The organism is Chloroflexota bacterium, from assembly GCA_018829775.1.
GTDB lineage: Bacteria > Chloroflexota > Dehalococcoidia > Dehalococcoidales > RBG-16-60-22 > E44-bin89.
In genome coordinates this window covers 26,942-42,964 of record JAHJTL010000038.1, presented here as the reverse complement: position 1 = coordinate 42,964, position 16,023 = coordinate 26,942, and the positions used below count along the sequence as shown (strand labels likewise).

The window sequence follows — 16,023 nt, the reverse complement described above, 5'->3', positions numbered from 1 at the left end:
GACCTTGATAAAGCCATCGCCATCGCTTCGCTGCCCGATGTCATTGTTGCCTCCTTCGGCGATATGGTGAGGGTGCCCGGAAGCCATTCCAGCCTTCAGGATGCAAAAGCGGCGGGAGCGGACGTGCGCATTGTCTACTCGACACTCGATGCCCTTACACTGGCCAAGGAAAACCCGGATAAATCGGTGATATTCCTGGGTATTGGCTTTGAGACCACCGCTCCGACTATCGCTGCCTCGATTTTGCAGGCGGAGCAAGATAATATAAAAAATTACTACGTGCTTTCCCTGCACAAGCTCTGTCCGCCGATAATCAAGGCGCTGCTGGACTCAGGTGAGGTCAATCTACAGGGACTTATCTGTCCCGGCCACGTCAGCGCCGTTATCGGTTCAAGGCCATGGGAGTTCATCGCCCGCGACTACGGCATACCCTGCGTCGTCTCCGGTTTTGAGCCGCTGGATATCTTGCAGTGCATTGATATGCTGGCACAGCAGGTGGCCGATGGCGAAGCCAGGGTCGAAATCGCCTACCGGCGCGGGGTCAGCCCTGAGGGAAACCAGACCGCTATCGATATTATGGAAAAGGTATTTGAGCCCGCCCCGGCACGGTGGCGCGGCTTCGGCGAAGTAGACGGGAGCGGCTTAAAACTGCGCTCGGAATTTGCCCGATTCGACGCTGAGCTGAGCTTTGACTTTGACCCCGGGCCCACGGTTACTCCTAAGGGCTGCCTTTGTGGAGAAGTGCTGAGGGGAATCAAATCGCCTCAGGATTGCTCGCTTTTCCGCCGTGTCTGTACCCCCACAAAGTCGGTGGGGCCGTGCATGGTCTCGGCAGAAGGGACCTGTGCTGCTTACTATCATTACGGTGAAGAGGATGCCTGACAGGATTTTATTGGCGCACGGGAGCGGCGGGAAGCTGGCCCATGATATCATCCGAAATAGCTTTCTTTCTGCTCTATCTAATCCCATTCTCACGCAGCTTGATGATTCAGCAATAATCGAGCCTGCCGGCAGACTGGCTTTTACCACCGATAGCTATGTTGTCCAGCCTATCTTTTTCCCTGGGGGAGATATCGGCAAGCTCGCGGTCTGCGGCACCATAAACGACCTGGCCATGGCTGGCGCTACGCCCAACTATTTGAGCCTGGCTTTCATTATTGAGGAAGGTCTCCCAGTGAGCGACCTTGAAAAAGTGGTGGATTCGGTTAAAGAGGCTGCCAATGCTGCCGGTGTGACCATAGTCACCGGCGATACCAAGGTGGTCAATCGCGGCATGGCCGACAAGCTCTTCATTAATACTTCAGGCATCGGCACGGTAGCGGCAGGAGTGGATATATCCGGGCATAACGCCAGGCCAGGCGACATACTGATATTAAGCGGTACCATTGGCGACCACGGCATTGCGGTGCTCAGCCAGCGCGAGGGTATCAATTTCTCCACCGACCTGAAGAGCGACTGTGCCCCATTGAATGGTCTGGTGGCGGAGATGCTGTCGGCTAGTCGTAATATTCACTGCCTGCGCGACCCGACCCGCGGCGGACTGGCAACCACGCTGAACGAAATCGCCGAGCAGTCGAACGTCAGCATCCGGATATATGAGGACAAAATACCGGTTCGAGAGGAAGTCGCCAGCGCCTGCGAAATGCTTGGACTGGACCCGCTCTACGTAGCCAACGAAGGAAAGCTGGTAGCAGTAGTAAACCCTGACGACGCGGAAAACATTCTGGAGCGAATGAGAAAACATTCATATGGGCAGGACGCTGTGATTATCGGTGAGATAAAGGAGGAAAACCCGGGACGGGTGGTTATGAAGACCACGCTCGGGACCACGCGTATTATTGACATGCTGGTCGGCGAGCCGTTGCCCCGGATATGCTAGCCATGCACGAGATGTCGGTGACCATGAGCCTTTTAGACCTTGTCCTGGAAGAGGCCAGCAAAGCTGGCGCCGGCAAAATAACCGGGGTAAACATCGTGCTCGGTGAGATGACCGGCATCATCGACCATTACGTTCAGGCGAACTTTGAACTGCTCAGCCAGAATACGCCCGCCGAGGGAGCAGAGCTTTCCTTTCAGAACATACCGAGGCAGGCACGCTGTCGCAACTGCGCTCACCCATTCCAGCCCACCGATTTCGAATGGGCATGCCCCAAGTGCCAGTCATCGGAAATCGAAATAACCGGCGGCAGCGAGCTGTACGTCGAGAGTATTGAGGTAGAATAATGGAAATAAAAGTACTGAAAGACATTCTGAATGCCAACAACCAGATAGCGGACCAAAACCGCCAGCTGCTGGCCAGCAAGCACATCATGGCCATCAACCTCATGTCCTCGCCGGGTTCTGGAAAAACGACCCTTGTCCTGCGGACAGTCGAGGCACTGCAAGATAAAGCCCGCATCGCCGTTATTGAGGGGGACGTCAGTTCCAGCATTGACGCCGAAACATTAAGCCAGGCCGGAGTTACCGCAATTCAGATTAATACTGGCGGGGCCTGCCACCTGGACGCCAGCATGGTAAATTCGGCGCTGGCCAATCTTCCCCTCGATGACATAGATATTCTCTTCATCGAAAATGTGGGCAACCTCATCTGCCCCGGCGGCTTTGACCTCGGTGAGTACCTCAAAGTGGTCATTCTCAGCACGCCCGAGGGCGATGATAAACCACACAAGTACCCCCTGCTCTTCACTCAGGCCAAGGCGCTGGTAGTGAACAAAACCGACCTGCTGCCATATGTTGGCTTTGACCTGGAAACTTTCACCAGAGCGTTCAAAGGCATCAACCAGCAGGCAGCCCTTTTCCCCATCTCCGGACTTACCGGCGAAGGGATTGCAGAGTGGGGGGAATGGGTGATGGATAATTTGCAGAAGCTACGTAAACTAAATCCATAAAATTAGATAGACGGAGCACGATGATGAAAGACCGAAAAATTATAAACGTCGGCATTACCGGAGCCTCCGGCCACATCGGTACCACGCTGACTGAAGAGCTACCAGACCGATACCAGTTCACCTTGTTCTACAATCGACGTGAGATAAAGGCCGACCTTGCCGGCAAATTCAAAACGGTAAAGGCCGACTTCTCCAAGGCGGAGCAGGCCCAGGGCGTATTTGAGGGGCTTGATGCGGTGATTCACCTTGCCGCCGAACCGAAGACCGAGGCCAGCTGGGAAAGCATTCTCCACAATAACATCATCGCCACCTACAACGTATTTGAAGAGGCGCGACGGGCCGGCGTCCCTAAAATCGTCTTCGCCAGCACCAATCACACCCAGCATGATTACATCGGTAAAACTCCTCTGACTTTAGACCGCTTCTTTGTCCCCACCATGGGATTTGTGAAACTGAGCGACCCACCGGCACCTGATTCATACTACGGCATCTCAAAACTCTTCGGGGAAAACATGGGCTGGTACTATTCAAGAAGGCATGGCATTCAATTCATCTCCCTGCGCATTGGGTCGACGTTTCCCGAGGATGACCCATCAATCTGGAAAGGCACGGAACGCGAGGGTCACGCAAGGGCTATCTTTTTGAGCAAAAGGGACTGCGTTGAGGCATTTGCCAGAGCCCTCGAGGTCAACACCGATTTTCTGCTCGCCTATGCCATCAGCAACAATGACCGCCGCTTCTTTGACCTGACCGAAACCAAAGAAAAGCTGGGCTTTTATCCCAAAGATAACGCGGAGGATTACTTCTGATACAGGCTAAAAACACCTTGACAATAAAGACAAATTGTGATTAAATAATATATAGAAACCCGTGGCTCCCGAATCTTGATTTGGAGGAGGTGATGCTATGAGGTTTCATGAGATATTCGGGGTATGGCAGGTGGACAGGTGAGGCCCTGCTTAATCGCAGGGTGGACGGACCTCGAACCCGGCTCGAGTTAGCGATGTAGAGGTCAGTCTCAGAAATGAGAGACCACATCCGGTGGTAATAACCGGAAGTGAGTCGGGTTGGAGATAAAAAGAAAACCATAGAGGGCACTGAAAAGTGCCCTCTATTTATTACTCGATACGTACCGGAGGCTTGACACTTCATCTTTACAAAACCTACAATTACTGCGTCAACCAACTTTTTCATAAAAATTGACCGTATTTGCTTGAAAGAATTTTAGCTACCTGATAATCGGGTTTGCCATGAGCAGAAACGTAAGAGTAGTACCGGCCATCCTTACTGATGACCCCTCAACCCTTGAGAAGATGGTTCGTCAGACAGAAAGCTTCACTGACTATGTCCAGATCGATATTATGGATGGTCATTTTGTGCCCTCGCGGAGCGTTACCTGGGAAGATATCGCCGGCCTGTCCATAAATTTAAAATGGGAAGCCCACCTGATGGTCGCACACCCTGAAAAATACTGTGAAGGTTTCAGGCAAGCCGGTGCCGGCAAGATTATATTCCACCACGAAGCCACCATTTCCCCACACGAAGTTATTCATCAGATTAGAAACCTTGGGATTGAAGTAGGGCTTGCCATCAACCCCGAAACGCCCGTGTCCGCCACGGCATCCTATATCAATGAAGTTGCTAGCGTTCTCCTCCTCACCGTAACGCCGGGCTTCTACGGCAGCAAATTCATCCCGGAAGTAATGGACAAGGTAGCCGAACTGCGAGATATTCAGCCCGGAATTGAAATCGGTGTTGACGGTGGCGTCAAGGAAAGCAATATCAGGGAAATCGCCGGCGTTGGGGTCGACTATATCTGCGTGGGAAGCGCCGTTTTTCTGCAACCAGACCCGGCGGAAAGCTACCGCCGTTTGCAGTCGCTGGTACAGTAGACCATATTATCGCAGGATTTGACTTCCTACTTCCTGGCCTTTTTCACCGCATGCCCGCCGAACTGCTGTCGCAGCGCGGCCAGCAACTTAGTGCCGAAGGGCTGTTCCTGACGCGAGCGGAACCTGTTTTGCAGCGATTGAGCAATAACCGGTGCCGGCACCCCCAGCTCGATGGATTCCTGCACTGTCCAGCGCCCTTCACCGGAGTCCTCCACATAGGCCTGAATGCCCTCCAGCTTCGGGGCAGCATGCAACGCCGCAGCCACCAGGTCAAGCAGCCAGGAACGCACCACGCTTCCATAGCGCCAGATTTCCGCAATTTTTTCTAAATCCAGGTCAAATTCCTGTTTGGCCTGCATCAGCTCAAAACCTTCCGCGTATGCTTCCATCAGGCCATACTCAATGCCATTATGAACCATCTTGACGAAATGCCCGGCTCCAGACGGCCCAACGTGGCCGTATCCCCTGTCCGGCGATGGCGCCAGAGTCTGGAATATCGGCTCCAGCCTCCGAAATGCCGCCACCTCTCCCCCGACCGTCAGGCAGTACCCTTCCTTCAATCCCCAGATGCCGCCGCTGGTGCCTACATCGAGAAAATAAATGTTCTTTTCCGACAGAACAGTGGCCCGTCGCATGCTGTCCTTGTAGTACGAGTTGCCACCATCGATTAGGCAATCTCCTGCTGATAGATTGGCAGCCACTTCAGCTACGGTACTCTCGGTAACTTCGCCGGACGGTACCATCAGCCAGACCGTCCGAGGTGCGCTGAGCCTGGACGTTAATTCCGCAATCGACGAGGTGCCGACTGCGCCCTGTTTCACCAGCGCCTGCACCGTTTCCGGCACAGGGTCAAAAACGATAACCCGGTGCCCGTCATTGAGCAGACGGCGTGCCATGTTGCCTCCCATCCGCCCCAGCCCTATCATGCCCAGTTCCATCTCAGCCCTCCTCCGTTCTCCAGTTACCTTAAGTCAGACACCATTCTGGCAAAAGCGGCCGTATCTCCGGAGTCAAGATGAACTCTGACCACACGCCTTTTCAGCGACAGCAGAGTCTGAAGGTCGCCAAGCGCCTGTGCATCCGCCAATATATCAAAAGTGTACGGGGCGCCGGGAACGGGTATCTTATGCTGATGCGCCATGGTTACCTGAAGGAAAAGTCCCGTATTGGGACCTCCCTTGTGCAATTGCCCGGTGGAGTGCAGCAAACGTGGTCCATAGCCAGCGGTGGTGGCGATGTGGTACTTCTCCATCACCTTGCAACGCAGTTCGGCACAGACTTTTTCCAGTTCCGGCATCTGTCTGGTGTAGGCCATAATCGCCAGGTAATCGCTCTGCCTGGTATCGGACAGTAATCCATCAAGTGAGTCGGAAATTTCCAGAGATGGCAAACGGCCGGAACCCTGAAACTCCTCTAAGACCCGACCGATGGCATCCTTGGCCGCCTGCACATTGGGCTGGTCAAACGGATTTATGCCCATTACCGCGCCGGCCACGGCGGTGGCAAATTCCCAGCGGAAAAACTCGGCACCGATATCATGCTTATCCTTTAGTTCCAGAGTAACCACTTCCTGACCCGCAGATTTGATACGCTCCACGGCCCGGTCAATATCATCATTCTTATCATTCTGAAGTCGCAGGTAGACGAAAAGTCGGTCATCCCCATAGTGCTCAGGTGCTGCAAGCGGCTCACCCATGACGGGAATAATTCCGGTTCCCTCTTTGCCCGTGCTCTCGGCGATAAGCTGTTCCAGCCACAGTCCGAAGCTGCCAATCGAAGGCGAAGTAATCAGTGTCAATTTATCTCTACCCTGTCGGGCAAAGGTGCCAACTAATACCCCGAGCCAGGCACCTGGATTTTCCTGAGGCGTTACATCGGCAGCACATTGACGTCTCATTTTATCAGCACGCTCAAGAACGTATTTTATGTCAACTCCTATTAACGCTGCCGGCACCAGTCCGAAATAGGACAGCACCGAGTAACGCCCACCCACGTCCTCCGGATTCAGAAAAGCATGGCGGAAACCCGCCTCCTCCGCAAGTTTAGCCAGCGATGTCCCGGCGTCGGTAATGGCGATAAAATTCTGCCCGGCGCGCTCCTTCCCTACCGCCTGCTCTACCAGCCCACGAAAGTATTTATAAAAAGTGCTCGTCTCGATTGTGCCGCCCGACTTTGACGAAACTATAAATATGGTCCGTGCCGGGTCGATAGACTCTGTCACCCCTGCTACCCACTCTGGCACGGTGGAGTCCAGCAATTTGAATGCCGGATAGCCCCCGGCACTGCCCAGAGTATCGTGCAGCACCTCCGCACCCAGACTGGCGCCGCCCATACCCAACAGCACGACGTGTCTGTATCCGGCGTTGCGCACCTCTTCCGCAAACGACGTTAATTCCGGCACTTTCTCCTTCATCGTTTCGGGAAGCGCCAGCCAGCCAAGCCGATTGGTAATCTCCTTTGGCTCCGGCTTCCACACCGTGTGGTCCTTCCTCCAGATGCGTGCCACGGTATCTTTCTGCCTGAAATCTTCGAGCATCTCTTTAACAGCCGGGAAGTCCGTCATAGTAAGCTCTCTTATCCGCCTTTCTTCTTTATCATGTTTTGCGATTCAATATCCAGCATTTTTTGCAGACGCCGTTGATGGCGTTCTTCACCGGAAAACTTGGCTTTTAGAAAAGCGTCGACCACTTCCGTGGCCAGTGCTCCCCCCACCACCCGTGCCCCGAGGCAGAGGACATTCATATCGTCGTGCTCTACACCTTGATGTGCCGAATACGTATCATGGCAGGGACATGCCCGCACTCCTGGCACTTTATTGGCCACAATGCAGGCGCCAATGCCGCTGCCGCAGATAATGATACCGCGCTGCGCTTTTCCCGAAGCCACCGCCTCGGCGACGGCCAGCGCATAATCAGGATAGTCATCGGTCGGGATAAGCGTATCGGCACCCATATCCAGCACTTCATACCCGTTTTCCCGCAGCCAGGGTGTTAACTCGGCTTTCAGGGGGAATCCGCCATGGTCAGCACCTATGGCAACTCGCATTGTCATTTTTCGCCTCCTCGCAGAAGGTTCTCGGCTTCATCAGCCACACGCTGGGCGGTCAGGCCCAGCTTCTCGTAGATTATCTTGCCCGGAGCAGAAGCTCCGAAATGAGGAATCCCGATAATAACCCCGTTATCGCCGGCATACCGCTCCCACCCCAGTGGGCTGCCGGCCTCGATGGATACCCGGGCTTTTATATTCTTTGGCAATACTGTATCACGGTATTCAGCAGGCTGGGCATCAAATAATTCCCAGGACGGCAGCGATACGACACGAGCCTTGATGCCCTTTTCTTGCAGCATTTTCCCGGCCTCCAGCGCGATATGTATTTCCGAGCCGGTGCCAATGATAATCAAGTCAGGTGCCGCCGCCTCCCAGAGTACATAACCACCTCGCTGCACACTGCTGGCCGGAGCCAGATTATTGCGGCCAAGCACCGGCAGATTCTGGCGGCTGAGCACAAGCGCCGTCGGGCCATCGCGTCGTTGCAGGGCTATTTTCCACGCCTCCACAGTCTCGGTGGCATCGGCGGGGCGGATAGTCACCAGATTGGGAACCGACCTCAGGCCAGCGAGTTGTTCAACGGGCTGGTGGGTCGGTCCATCCTCTCCCAATCCCACCGAGTCGTGGGAGAAAATGTAAATCACTCGCAGCCCCATCATGGCTGCCAGACGCACCGGCGGGCGCATGTAGTCGTAGAAGATAAGAAACGTTCCGGTGAACGGTATAATGCCTCCGTGCAATGCCATACCGCTGGCGATGGCACCCATGGCATGCTCTCTGACGCCGAAGTGCAGATTTCGGGCACTGTAATCGCCAGAACTATAAGCACCATAGTCCGTCAGATTTGTCTTTGTCGAGGGAGATAAATCCGCCGAGCCTCCCACCAGAGAACGGATTCTGGGCGCCAGGGCATTCATTACCAGCCCTGAGGCCGACCGGGTGGCAATCGGCTTGGTTTCATCCTTGAATAAACTATCAAGACCACTATCCCAGCCTTCCGGCAGGTCACCTTTAAGGTCTTTTTCAAGCTGACGCGCTTCATCGGGATACGCCTGACGGTATGCCTCAAAGCTTCTCTGCCATTCTTCCTGATGTTTCTTACCTTGCTTCTGTGCTCGACGCAGGTGTTCCAGTGCTTCCGGGGGCACAGTGAAAGGTTCTTCGTAATTCCAGCCCAAATGCTTCTTGGTCAGCCGTACTTCATCCTCCCCGAGCGGTTCGCCGTGAGCAGCCGCCATGCCGGCTTTGTTCGGGCTGCCGTAGCCAATGACTGTCCTGCAGATAATCAGGCTGGGACGATTTTTTTCTGCCTGAGCTTCTTGAATCGCGCTTTCCACGCTGTCAATGTCAAAGCCATTAACCGGCCCGATAACCTGCCAGCCATAAGCCTGGAAACGCTCTGCAATATCCTCGGTAAAGGTGATATCGGTGTTTCCTTCAATGGAGATACCGTTGTCGTCATAGAGATAGATGAGCTTGCCCAGACGCAGATTCCCGGCTATGGAAGCCGCCTCCGAAGAAATACCTTCCTCAAGGTCGCCATCGGAGACGATGGCATAGATATAATGGTCGATTATTTCATGGCCTGGCTGGTTGTAGTTTGCCGCCAGCCAGCGCTCGGCCATGGCCATACCCACGCCATTGGCAAATCCCTGCCCGAGCGGTCCCGTAGTCACCTCAAGGCCGGGGACAACGCCGTATTCGGGGTGGCCGGGTGTCTTGCTATCCCACTGGCGGAACTGCTTGAGATCATCCAGCGACAGGTCATAGCCGGTCAGGTGCAGAAGCGCATAGAGCATCGCCGAGGCGTGGCCGCAGGAGAGAATGAAGCGGTCACGGTCTGGCCACCTTGGGTCCCTGGGGTTATGCTTGAGAAATCGGTCCCACAGGACATAAGCCATTGGCGACGCACCCAGGGGCGCTCCGGGATGGCCGGAATTGGCCTGCTGCACCGCGTCAACGGCCAGAAACCTTATGGTGTTGATGCAGAGTTCATCGAGCCTGGAATCGCTCATGATTTGCCCCTCCAGCTTCCCGGATGGCCGAATGCAGGTGGTTTTCTGCCATTCTACACTGATAGGTACTCTTTTTCAATCGAAAAAAGAACCCGGACTAATAGGGTTACGATGACCTGAGATTTAACTGAGGAACAACAATGCTTCAAATCCAGTCTAGAGAAGTTAATGTTCCTCTTCGCCCCACTTCTGCATGATTTCTTTCAGGCGTTGCGCCAGCTTGGGATTATCGCGCAGTCGGGCAATAAAGACAGGGCAGCTTTCAAGCAATGAGTTCTGCGCGGCCGTGGCCATACTGGATAAAAGGTTCTGCATCCCCAGGTCAGCTGGCTGGGAGACGTTTATCCCAGGCGCTGACTCCAGCTGCCGGCGTATATCTTCAGCCGTGAAACGCATTGGCGTTACACAGGTCTTATACCAGGGGCATTCCTTACACTGAACTATCCCGTAAGCTTCATCCAAGACATCATTCATTTTCAATCTCCGCTTTTTATTATATCAATTACGGCATGATTTTGGCCAATTTCGATTCAATCTCCCCCACCCCAAAGAACGCACCGATTTTAATATCGCGGATTACACCATCGGCATCAATTAAGAATGTGGCCGGTATACCACGTATATTATAGGCAAGAGGAACGTCATTGCCGGGAGACAGCAATACCGGGAATGTCAAACCGGCGTTCTCCACAAATTTTTTCACCGTGGTCGGGTTTTCCTGGACGTTCACCGCCAGCACCACCAGCCCTTTACCGGTCCATTCTTCGTATATCTCCTGTAGAAATGGCATCTCTATACGACAGGGGCCGCACCAGGTGGCCCAGAAATTAAGCAGCACGGGTTTACCGCGCAAGCCACTGAGCGAGACTTCCTGCTTATCCAGACCGATTAACTTGAAGTCCGGCGCCAGCTTACCTACCTCCGGACCGTATTCCGTTGCCGGACCGGAACTGGCACAGCCGGTTAACAAAACACTGGACAATAACAAGGCCGGAATCAGCAGGCTCACAACTATCATCAATACTTTCTTCATGATTTCCTCCACAAATAATCTCACGCCGCGAGCGTGGAGAACCAGCGTACTTTATCAGTCAGGACCAGAATACCGATAATTATGAGAAGCAAGCCGCTGATTACGTGTATTATCCCTGTATAGCGCTGTATGCGCTTTAAAACCGGGGAAAGTGAGTCGAAGGCCAGCCCGATGACCAGAAACGGAAGCCCCAGACCCAGAGAATAAATTGCCAGCAGACATGCTCCATGCCAGGCGGTCCCAGTATTCAGAGCGACGGTCAGAATGGCACCGAGTATCGGGCCGACGCAGGCGGTCCAGGCAAGGGAGAAGGAAGCCCCGATGAGAAAGGAGCGGAGATAGCCCGTGGTATTCCCCAGCGACGGATTCAGGCGCTTTTCGTAATTGAGCCATGGTATTTTCAGCGCCGCCAGCAAAAAGACGCCGAAGGCAATTAAGAAGCTGCCGGAAATTTTATTGAGCAAAGCCAGGCTCGGGTTGATGGCAAACGCGGTCAGCCCGGCAATAGCCCCCATAGTAGTAAAAACCAGCGAGAAGCCCAGGACAAAGCTGAGTGAGTGGAGAAACGTCGGCAGGCGCAGGCCGCTTCCCTTTTTATCAAGCAGTTCCGGCCCGACCAGGCTGGCAAAATAGACCGGAACCAGCGGTAACACGCAGGGCGATAGAAAGGATAACAGCCCCGCCGTAAAGGCAACGGCGACCGACACATTCTCCATAATTAAAATTGTACAATGGTATTGGGCTTGTGTCTAATAACACCGACCTTATTCCAAACTCGTGGACAAGCGCCCGTTTCAGTCTTATAATTTTAGTTAGGGCCCTGTTTAACAACATTAATGAAGGAGGATAGACATCAGACCGCTCAGTTTTTCACAGATCAATCTTTATCAAACGTGCCCGCTCAGCTACAGGCTTCAGTATATCGACGGCCTGAAGCCAAAGGACAAGTGGTATTTCAGCTTCGGCTCAACCGTGCACCTCTGTGCCGAACATTTTTTCCGTGTGAGAGTGCCACCACCTCCCGCCCTCGAAGAGCTGCTTCGCTTCTATGAGGAAAACTGGCTCTCCGGAGGCTATGAGTCCGCCGAAGAGGAGGCGAACTACAAAGCATATGGGAAAGAGATGCTGACCACTTTCTGGGAAATCCACAATCGTGATTTCCAGATGCCTCTGGCCGTGGAGAAACTATTCTATATTGACATCGGTGGCGTGAAACTGAGGGGATTTATCGACCGGGTGGACAAGCTGGAAGACAGCGGATTATCCATCGTTGACTATAAAACGAGCAAAGAGCTGTTCACCAATGATTACCTGAGGAAAGACCTCCAGTTAACCCTTTACCAGATAGCCGCCGAGCAGCTCTGGCAGCTACCGGTAGAAAAACTGACCCTGTACCACATGAGGTCAAATACGCCTGTTAGCTGTCCTGGTCGCAAGCCCACTCAGCTCAACGAGGCAAAACAACTGGTCCTCGACGTCGCGGAAAAGATTAACCAAGGGATTTTCCCGGCCACGGAGAATGATTATTGCCCCTGCGATTTCCCCGAGCATTGCCCGTACTACCGCCATTTATACAGGGGGGGAATCGCGGAAACAGCCGCCGGAGAGCCGCCGTCCACCACTATCGAAGCCGAGGACATAGAACGGTATGCATCCCTTCAGGCACAGATTAAAGAGCTACAAAAAGAACTCGACGAATTGAGGCAGGGAATAATCAGTTACTGCGAAGCAGAAGGGCTGAACCGCGTTTTCGGGCCGGAGAACGAAATCACCTACCAGCTGGTGGAGATGACCGGTTTCAAAGAAGAAGATATCAAGTCTCTCCTTGAGCCGGAGGGTTTGTGGGAAAAAGTTACCGGCCTTGACCAATCGAGGCTCAAACAACTGCTCAGCGATGAGGCGGTCGCTCAGGAATTAAGAGACCGGATTCAATCCTTAAGACAGATAATCTCCACCCAGCAACGGTTGTCGGTAAAGAGACGCCAGGACGAAGACAAAGAGATATAGGCGTCATTCGGCTCCGGAACTTGTGGAGCTAAATATTTCCCTCTGCAAAAAGCCGTTTAAGTGAACTGCTTTTCCACCGCGGCGACCGCTTTATCAACGGCATTGACAATCAGGCCGAGCTCGTCATTGGTCATGGTCAACGAGACCATCATCCAGAGGATATCGCCGTACCACGTCGAGCAGGCGAACAGGACTCCGTTTTCCCGGCCCACTTTGCCGACAACTCCGGCCACGGCAGCGCGGTCGGGGAACAGTTCCTTGGTCACCTTATCCTTGACCAGCTCAACCGCAATCAAACCGGCATTGGCGCGCACGTCGCCGACGACGGCCGATTTGTCCTTGATGGCACCCAGCTCCTTGGCCATAATATCGCCGATTTCCTTTGCCCGGGCCAGCAGGTTGTGCTCTTCCACGTACTTTATGCCGACCAGTCCGGCGGCGGCCAGATAACCGGTACCACCAAATGTGTATCCATGCTGCAGGGTGTTCTTGCCCGTGAAGGCCTCAGCGATTTCGCTCTTTACGTGCGTGCCCGCCAGCGCGCCACAGCCCCAGGACATGTTCTTGCCCATGGCCAGCATATCGGGCACAATGCCATGCTTTTCGCACTCGAACCAGAAGCCGCTGCGGGCGAAGCCGGTGATTACCTCATCGCAAATGAGCAGGATTTCATACTGGTCACAGATCTCCCGAATTCGCTTCATATATCCCGGAGGCGGCGGAATGATTCCCAGTCCGGTATTGGTTGACTCGGTGATGAAACAGGCTACGGTCGATGGGTCTTCAAACTCGATAACCTTGCGCAGCTCTTCAGCGCACAGCAGGTCGCACTCCGGACAGGTCAGGTTATACGGGCAGCGATAGCAGTTCGGGGCATGGATGGCCACGAAACCGGCCATGAGCGGCTCAAACGGCGTCCGCCGAAAGATATGGCCGCTGGCGCTGGAGATACTCATACCCATGCCATGATAGTCACCGGGGTAACGGTGGATGACCTTGTACTTCGTACCCTCGCCCATTATCTTCCAGTAATGCCGGGCGATTTTGAGCGCTGTCTCGTTGGCATCACTGCCGTTGCTGCTGTAAATGGTATATTTCAGGCTGCCGGGCGTTATCTGGGCGAGCTTTTCAGAAAGCCAGACCACCGGTTCCGTGGGGGCGAAGAGATTGGGAGTGGTAACGACTATCTTCTCCATCTGCTGCTTCATCGCTTCCATGAGCACCGGGTGATTGAAGCCGAGGGAAGCGGCTGCGCCACACGAGTTCGTCTCCAGCAAACGGTTGCCAAAGCTATCGATTACATAGTTGCCCTCACCGGCGCTGATAATGGATACCGGGAGGTCAAAAAAGGTGGAGTCTCTGCCGAAAGCCGGCCACACGTATTCTTTGGCCGTGGCGATTAATTCGGCCAATCCGGCCTGCGCACTATTTACCGTTGACTGTTTCATTCCATCTGCCTCCTGCCTAGCATTTTGTTCTTTGGGTATAGTGTATAAAGTTTAATATAAACCAGCGGCGATTTACAAACACGTCATCGTTGTATTCACCCGCTACTTGTTCAGTTTTACGGCGAGCACCTTGTACATATCCGGTATGGCACGTATCTGTTGATAGCACTCCTCGGTTATCGGGTCATCCAGACAGAGCACCATCATCGCGCCACCACCACGGTGCACTCCCCGGCTAACCTGCATCTGGCTGATATTGATATTCGCGTTGCCGATAACGGTACCCACCATCCCAATCATCCCGGGACAGTCTCTATGTTCGGTAAATAACATATAGCTGCCTGTTGGCTCTATCTCCAGCCAGTAATCGCCCATCCGCGTCAGGTGAGTCCGGCCCCGGAGCGACGACCCGGCCACGAGTGTCTTTCCCGCTCTGGTATTTACCTCTACCGTCAGCATATTGGCGTAATTTTCACAGGTAGCTTCTTTCTGCTCGGTAACGTTTAATCCACGGCTGTCGGCGATGATGTCAGCATTGACCATATTCACACGCTCTTCCGTAAGACCGTTCAGCAGGCCGGCAAGCACAGCCACCTTTACCGGATTGGTATCCTCTCTGGCAATGTCACCCTGGTAGCGAATGGTCAGCGAGTCCGGATGCCCTTCCAACAACTGCACGGCAATCCGCCCGATGGTCGTACCCACCTGGATATACGGCCCAAGTATTGACAGGGCCTCTGCTGTTATCATTGGCGCGTTTACCGGCGACTTGGGCGGGTGCCCCTGGAGAACGGCAACCACCTGCTCGGCGATATCGATGCTGGCGCTTGCCTCTGCCTCAAATGTTGAGGCCGCCATATGAGGGGTAGCGATTACCTTATCGCTCTGAAGCAGAATGTTATCCTGTGCCGGCTCCTTGCTGAAGACATCGATTGCCGCCCCGGCCAGTTTCCCCTGATTGAGCGCATCATAGAGTGCCTTCTCATCCAAGATGCCACCCCGCGCGCAGTTTATCAGCATGGCCGTAGGTTTGACCAGCCTGAGTTCACTGCGGCCAATTAAATCCCTGGTGCTGGCGTTAAGCGGCACGTGCATGGTGATGAAATCGGCCGTTTTCAGCAGCGTCTCCAGCTCCACGAGCTGTACACCCAATCTTTCTGCCCTGCTTTCCGAGACCATCGGGTCATAGGCGATAACCTCCATGCGCAACCCTTTGGCCATTTCCGCCACTTCGGTTCCCACACGGCCCAGGCCGATAATACCCAACACCTTGTTGCGGATTTCTGCCCCCTTTAATTCGCGGTCCCACACCCCGGCGTGGAGAAGGTCATGTGCCTGCGGAATGCGACGTGCCAGGGCAAGCAGCATGGCAATGGTATGCTCGGCGGTGGAGACGATATTGCCTTCTGGAGAATTGATTACAATGATACCGTGGCGGGTGGCGGCATCGACATCTATGTTATCCACCCCCACCCCCGCCCTGCCGATGACCTGCAGCTTTTCCGCCACTTCGATAATATCAGCAGTGACCCGCGTCTGGCTGCGCACCACCAGAGCATCATAATCGCTGATAACTGACCTCAGTTCCTCAGGCGTCATGCCCTTTTTTACATCAACCTCAGCATGCTGCCGCAGGATATCAATGCCCTGTGCCGCTATCGGGTCGGCTACGAGAACCTTCATTAATTGCCT

Annotated in this window: 16 protein-coding genes; 7 read left to right on the top strand and 9 right to left on the bottom strand. The window is 54.0% G+C overall.

What is annotated here, in order from left to right:
* The 6 genes from hypD to KKD83_04140 all read left to right on the top strand — a co-directional run.
* A partial coding sequence (gene hypD / locus KKD83_04165) for a hydrogenase formation protein HypD (GenBank protein ID MBU2535349.1) occupies window positions 1–882 on the top strand: 882 nt, incomplete at its 5' end.
* Complete coding sequence (hypE, locus tag KKD83_04160) at window positions 875–1,879, top strand: hydrogenase expression/formation protein HypE (GenBank protein ID MBU2535348.1); 1,005 nt, start codon at window positions 875–877, stop codon at window positions 1,877–1,879. The genes hypD and hypE, both read left to right, overlap by 8 nt.
* A complete protein-coding gene (gene hypA, locus KKD83_04155; protein ID MBU2535347.1) occupies window positions 1,873–2,223 on the top strand; it encodes a hydrogenase maturation nickel metallochaperone HypA in 351 nt (116 codons plus the stop codon). Before hypE ends, hypA begins: the two co-directional genes overlap by 7 nt.
* Window positions 2,223–2,888, top strand: coding sequence for a hydrogenase nickel incorporation protein HypB (hypB, locus tag KKD83_04150; GenBank protein MBU2535346.1), 666 nt, complete (start codon window positions 2,223–2,225; stop codon window positions 2,886–2,888). The genes hypA and hypB overlap by 1 nt, the downstream gene beginning before the upstream one ends.
* A gap of 23 nt (window positions 2,889–2,911) precedes the next feature.
* A complete protein-coding gene (locus KKD83_04145) occupies window positions 2,912–3,697 on the top strand; it encodes an NAD(P)-dependent oxidoreductase (protein MBU2535345.1) in 786 nt (261 codons plus the stop codon).
* Window positions 3,698–4,138: 441 nt separating this feature from the next.
* The gene (locus tag KKD83_04140) at window positions 4,139–4,780 is read left to right on the top strand and encodes a ribulose-phosphate 3-epimerase (protein MBU2535344.1); all 642 of its coding nucleotides are present in this window, start codon (window positions 4,139–4,141) and stop codon (window positions 4,778–4,780) included.
* Between the two features lie 26 nt (window positions 4,781–4,806).
* Here KKD83_04140 and gnd read toward each other — a convergent pair whose 3' ends face one another.
* From gnd to KKD83_04105, 7 genes are all read right to left on the bottom strand, one after another.
* A complete protein-coding gene (gene gnd / locus KKD83_04135) occupies window positions 4,807–5,718 on the bottom strand; it encodes a decarboxylating 6-phosphogluconate dehydrogenase (GenBank protein MBU2535343.1) in 912 nt (303 codons plus the stop codon).
* Window positions 5,719–5,741: 23 nt separating this feature from the next.
* Window positions 5,742–7,343 carry a glucose-6-phosphate isomerase gene (locus KKD83_04130; GenBank protein MBU2535342.1) on the bottom strand — a complete coding sequence of 534 codons (1,602 nt, stop codon included), beginning with the start codon at window positions 7,341–7,343 and terminating at the stop codon, window positions 5,742–5,744.
* 11 nt (window positions 7,344–7,354) lie between these two features.
* Entirely contained in the window at window positions 7,355–7,825 is a 471-nt protein-coding gene (gene rpiB, locus KKD83_04125) for a ribose 5-phosphate isomerase B (protein ID MBU2535341.1), read from the bottom strand.
* 2 nt (window positions 7,826–7,827) lie between these two features.
* Entirely contained in the window at window positions 7,828–9,843 is a 2,016-nt protein-coding gene (gene tkt, locus KKD83_04120) for a transketolase (protein ID MBU2535340.1), read from the bottom strand.
* Between the two features lie 165 nt (window positions 9,844–10,008).
* The gene (locus tag KKD83_04115) at window positions 10,009–10,317 is read right to left on the bottom strand and encodes a hypothetical protein (protein MBU2535339.1); all 309 of its coding nucleotides are present in this window, start codon (window positions 10,315–10,317) and stop codon (window positions 10,009–10,011) included.
* 28 nt (window positions 10,318–10,345) lie between these two features.
* On the bottom strand, window positions 10,346–10,876 hold the full coding sequence (locus tag KKD83_04110; GenBank protein ID MBU2535338.1) for a TlpA family protein disulfide reductase: 531 nt from the start codon (window positions 10,874–10,876) through the stop codon (window positions 10,346–10,348).
* Between the two features lie 20 nt (window positions 10,877–10,896).
* Entirely contained in the window at window positions 10,897–11,583 is a 687-nt protein-coding gene (locus KKD83_04105) for a cytochrome c biogenesis protein CcdA (protein MBU2535337.1), read from the bottom strand.
* 145 nt (window positions 11,584–11,728) lie between these two features.
* Here KKD83_04105 and KKD83_04100 point away from each other — a divergent pair, with 145 nt between their 5' ends.
* Window positions 11,729–12,883: a PD-(D/E)XK nuclease family protein gene (locus KKD83_04100; GenBank protein MBU2535336.1), complete on the top strand. Its 1,155-nt coding sequence runs from the start codon at window positions 11,729–11,731 to the stop codon at window positions 12,881–12,883.
* A 56-nt stretch (window positions 12,884–12,939) separates the two neighbouring features.
* On the opposite strand, the gene KKD83_04095 is transcribed toward KKD83_04100, so the two are convergent.
* Both KKD83_04095 and serA read right to left on the bottom strand, forming a co-directional pair.
* Window positions 12,940–14,331 (bottom strand): aminotransferase class III-fold pyridoxal phosphate-dependent enzyme, encoded by a 1,392-nt coding sequence (locus KKD83_04095; GenBank protein MBU2535335.1) that lies wholly within the window; start codon window positions 14,329–14,331, stop codon window positions 12,940–12,942.
* Window positions 14,332–14,433: 102 nt separating this feature from the next.
* Window positions 14,434–16,014: a phosphoglycerate dehydrogenase gene (gene serA / locus KKD83_04090; GenBank protein MBU2535334.1), complete on the bottom strand. Its 1,581-nt coding sequence runs from the start codon at window positions 16,012–16,014 to the stop codon at window positions 14,434–14,436.
* Window positions 16,015–16,023 lie beyond the last annotated feature (9 nt).

Excerpts from the sequence above, each read along its gene's own strand:
- hypE (MBU2535348.1), top strand. The coding sequence starts at position 875 with ATGCCTGACAGGATTTTATTGGCGCACGGGAGCGGCGGGAAGCTGGCC.
- hypA (MBU2535347.1), top strand. The coding sequence starts at position 1,873 with ATGCTAGCCATGCACGAGATGTCGGTGACCATGAGCCTTTTAGACCTT.
- hypB (MBU2535346.1), top strand. The coding sequence starts at position 2,223 with ATGGAAATAAAAGTACTGAAAGACATTCTGAATGCCAACAACCAGATA.
- KKD83_04145 (MBU2535345.1), top strand. The coding sequence starts at position 2,912 with ATGAAAGACCGAAAAATTATAAACGTCGGCATTACCGGAGCCTCCGGC.
- KKD83_04140 (MBU2535344.1), top strand. The coding sequence starts at position 4,139 with ATGAGCAGAAACGTAAGAGTAGTACCGGCCATCCTTACTGATGACCCC.
- gnd (MBU2535343.1), bottom strand. The coding sequence starts at position 5,718 with ATGGAACTGGGCATGATAGGGCTGGGGCGGATGGGAGGCAACATGGCA.
- KKD83_04130 (MBU2535342.1), bottom strand. The coding sequence starts at position 7,343 with ATGACGGACTTCCCGGCTGTTAAAGAGATGCTCGAAGATTTCAGGCAG.
- rpiB (MBU2535341.1), bottom strand. The coding sequence starts at position 7,825 with ATGCGAGTTGCCATAGGTGCTGACCATGGCGGATTCCCCCTGAAAGCC.
- tkt (MBU2535340.1), bottom strand. The coding sequence starts at position 9,843 with ATGAGCGATTCCAGGCTCGATGAACTCTGCATCAACACCATAAGGTTT.
- KKD83_04115 (MBU2535339.1), bottom strand. The coding sequence starts at position 10,317 with ATGAATGATGTCTTGGATGAAGCTTACGGGATAGTTCAGTGTAAGGAA.
- KKD83_04110 (MBU2535338.1), bottom strand. The coding sequence starts at position 10,876 with ATGAAGAAAGTATTGATGATAGTTGTGAGCCTGCTGATTCCGGCCTTG.
- KKD83_04095 (MBU2535335.1), bottom strand. The coding sequence starts at position 14,331 with ATGAAACAGTCAACGGTAAATAGTGCGCAGGCCGGATTGGCCGAATTA.
- serA (MBU2535334.1), bottom strand. The coding sequence starts at position 16,014 with ATGAAGGTTCTCGTAGCCGACCCGATAGCGGCACAGGGCATTGATATC.